Here is a 3,213-nt window from a genome sequence, read left to right on the forward strand (position 1 = left end):
TCGCGCCGGTGCTGGCGCTGGCGAGCAGCGTCGGGCTGATCGGCGCCGGGCTCTTCGCCGCCAGCCGCACGGTCACGGCCGCCGGCTACACCGCCTTCGGCGGCCTCGTCCTGTGGCTGATGTACCGGACGGTCGGCACGCTGCTCGACCAGTCGCTCTTCTTCCTCGTGGCCGGCATCGTCCTGCTGCTCTTCGGCTGGGGTGCGCGGCGCCTCGTCGCCGCCACCGCCCCGGAGGCCCGCCCGTGAACCGCCGCCTCGCCGAAGCCCTGTCGCTCGACCGGCTGGCCGCGCGCCTGCCCGCCGGCCTGCGCTACGCCCTCTGCTTCGTGGTTCTGGCCGCCCTCCTCGGCGCCATGATCGGCCACCGCGCCCTCATCCTGCGCGACGGCGCCGAGGTGCGGCTCGCGATCGTGCCGGTCGACCCGCGCGATCTCTTCCGCGGCGACTACGTCGTGCTGACCTACGAGATCGGCGAACTCCGGCTCGACCGGATCGCCGGCGACAAGGAGTTCCGCCGCGGCGACCCGATCCACGTCGTGCTGCGGCCCGACGGCGAGGGACGCGCCCGGGCGGTGGCGGCGCATCGCCGCCGGCCGGCCGGCGCCGCCGAGATCGTGATCCAGGGCCGCGTCGACTATGTCTCGACCGCGCCGCGGCGCGCCGGCGACCGCGGGGCCTGCCCGTCCGCCTGTCCCGTCGTCGGCGTCGACTACGGCATCGAGGCCTATTTCGTCCCGGAAGGCGAGGGCCGGACGATCGAGACGACGGAGAAGAGCCGGCTCGAGATCGTGGCCGCCGTGACACGCTCGGGCGACGCCGCCATCAAGCGGCTGCTGCTGGATGGACAGATGCTCTACACCGAACCGCTATACTGAGCCGGTCCCGCCGTCGCCGCCCGAGAGCCCCTGCCCCATGAAGATCGTCGTCGCGGCCTTCAGCCACGAGACCAACAGCTTCTCACCCGTCCCCACCACCATCGACCGTTTCGGCATCGGCGCCGGTCCCTACTACGGGGCCGCCGCCCGCGCCGCCTTCGAGAAGACCGGGATGCCGATGGCGGCCTTCATCCGCCTGGCCGAGGCGTCGGGTGCGACCGTCACGACGCCGGTCGCCGCCCGCTGCAGCCCGAGCGCCCCGGTCGACGCCCATGCCTACGACACGATCTGCGGGGCGATCCTCGACGCCGTGCGCCAGGGCTGCGACGCGGCGCTCCTCGACCTCCACGGGGCGATGATCGCCGAACCGACCGACGACGGCGAGGGCACGCTGCTGGCCCGCATCCGGGCGATCGCCCCCGACCTGCCGATCGGCGTCGCGCTCGACTTCCACACCAACCTGACCGAGGCGATGGTCGGGAATGCGACGGTCGCCGTCGGCTATCGCACCTATCCGCATCTCGACATGTACGAGGCCGGCGAGCGCGCCGGGCGCCTGCTGCTCGATGCGCTCGCCGGGCGGGTTCGGCCGGTGATGGAATGGGGCAACGCGCCGATGCTGCCGCACACGCTGAAGCAGGACACCGGCGACGAGCCGATGCGCGGCCTGATGGCACTGGCGGCGGAGGCCGAGCGCGAACCCGGCATCCTCGCCGTCACCATGTTCGCGGGCTTCCCGCTCGCCGACACGCGCGAGGCGGGCCTCTCGGTCCTCGTCGTCGCCGACGGCGACCGGGCCCGGGCGCGCGCCGTTCGCGACCGGCTGCTGGCCGCCGCCTGGGCGGCGCGCGCCGGCCTCGTCCATCATCCGCGGCCGCTCGCCGACCAGGTGGCGGAGGCGCGCCGGCTGGCCGAGGGGGACGGCAGGCCCGGCCCAGTGCTGCTGATCGACCATGCCGACAACTGCAACTCGGGCGGCACGCTCGACGCCATGAGCGTCGTCGCGGAGGCGATCCGCCAGGGCCTGACCGACGTCGCCGTCGCGCCCGTCTGCGACCCCGGCGCGGTGGCGGAACTGACGGCGGCCGGCGTCGGCGCCCGCCGCACCGTCGACATCGGCGGCAAGATGGCCGCGCCCACGCTCACCGAGCAGCCGCAACCGCTGCGCCTCGCGGGCCGGGTCGGCGCGATCGCGGACGGGATGCTGACGGTGACCGGGCCGGTCTTCACGGGCACCGCCCTCAACATGGGGCCGTCGGTGCGCTTCGATGCCGACTGCGGCGTCCAGATCGTCGTCACCAGCCGGCGGATCGAGCCCTACGACCTCGCGGTCTTCCGTGCGCTCGGCATCGAGCCCGCCGGCAAGCGCTTCCTCGTGCTGAAGTCGCGCATCCAGTACAAGCCGACCTTCCTGCCGATCGCCCGCGCCGTCGTCGAATGCGACGGGGTGGGCGTCGCCAGTTCCGACTACTCGCTCTTCCGCTTCCGGCGCCTGCGGCGGCCGATCTATCCCATCGACCCGGACGCGCGCTTCCGGTCCGCCTAGAAGAACCAGAGACCCCGCCCTCGAGAGCGGGGGGAGGAAACGATGCCGATCGCCAAGACCCGACCCGCACCGGGCGGGGTGGAATCCACCTATGCCTGGGTGCGCCTCGCCATCTCGGTGCTGCTGGGCGCCGTCGGCGGCGTCGGCTTCTGGTCGGTCGTCGTCGTGCTGCCGGCCGTGCAGGCCGAGTTCGGCGTCGACCGCGGCACCGCATCCATCCCCTATACCGCCGCCATGGTCGGGTTCGCGGCGGGCGGCGTGCTGATGGGCCGGCTCAGCGACCGCTTCGGCATCGTCGTGCCGGTCGCGGTCGGGGCGGTGGCGATCGCCGTCGGCTATGTCGGCTCCTCGCTCGCGAGCAGCCTGTGGCAGTTCGCCCTCTTCCACGGCGTCTTCATCGGCCTGCTCGGCAGTTCGGCCGTGTTCGGCCCGCTCATCGCCGACATCTCGCACTGGTTCAACCGGCGCCGCGGCATCGCGGTCGGCATCTGCGCCAGCGGCAACTATGTCGCGGGCACCATCTGGCCGTCGGTGATCCAGGCGCTGGTCACCGACCATGGCTGGCGCTTCGCCCACATGGTGGTCGGCATCGCCTGCGTGCTGCTGATGCTGCCGCTGGCCTTCCTGCTGCGTCGGCGGCCGCCGCCGCAGCGTCTCGGCGCGACCGCGGGGACCGGCGGCGGACCGCGGCCGGTGGCGCTGTCGCCGAACCGGCTCCAGCTCCTGCTCGCCTTCGCCGGCATCGCCTGCTGCATCGCCATGTCGATGCCGCAGGTCCACATCGTCGCCT

Annotated in this window: 4 protein-coding genes; all 4 read left to right on the forward strand. The window is 73.4% G+C overall.

The genetic code is table 11. The features are described 5' to 3' along the window. A partial coding sequence (locus ACE3Q3_RS23615; protein ID WP_374450193.1) for a hypothetical protein occupies positions 1-248 on the forward strand: 248 nt, incomplete at its 5' end. After that, the gene (locus tag ACE3Q3_RS23620; protein ID WP_374450196.1) at positions 245-877 is read left to right on the forward strand and encodes a GDYXXLXY domain-containing protein; all 633 of its coding nucleotides are present in this window, start codon (positions 245-247) and stop codon (positions 875-877) included. The genes ACE3Q3_RS23615 and ACE3Q3_RS23620, both read left to right, overlap by 4 nt. Before the next feature lie 37 nt (positions 878-914). Further along, positions 915-2,423: a M81 family metallopeptidase gene (locus ACE3Q3_RS23625; RefSeq protein ID WP_374450198.1), complete on the forward strand. Its 1,509-nt coding sequence runs from the start codon at positions 915-917 to the stop codon at positions 2,421-2,423. Between the two features lie 42 nt (positions 2,424-2,465). Beyond that, positions 2,466-3,213: MFS transporter (locus tag ACE3Q3_RS23630; protein WP_374450201.1), on the forward strand; the 748-nt coding region annotated here is incomplete at its 3' end.

This window comes from Allostella sp. (genome assembly GCF_041913585.1).
Classification (GTDB): Bacteria; Pseudomonadota; Alphaproteobacteria; order ATCC43930; family Allostellaceae; genus Allostella.

Bases quoted from the DNA above. Each gene is read 5' to 3' on its own strand.
- ACE3Q3_RS23625 (WP_374450198.1), top strand. From the start codon at position 915: ATGAAGATCGTCGTCGCGGCCTTCAGCCACGAGACCAACAGCTTCTCA.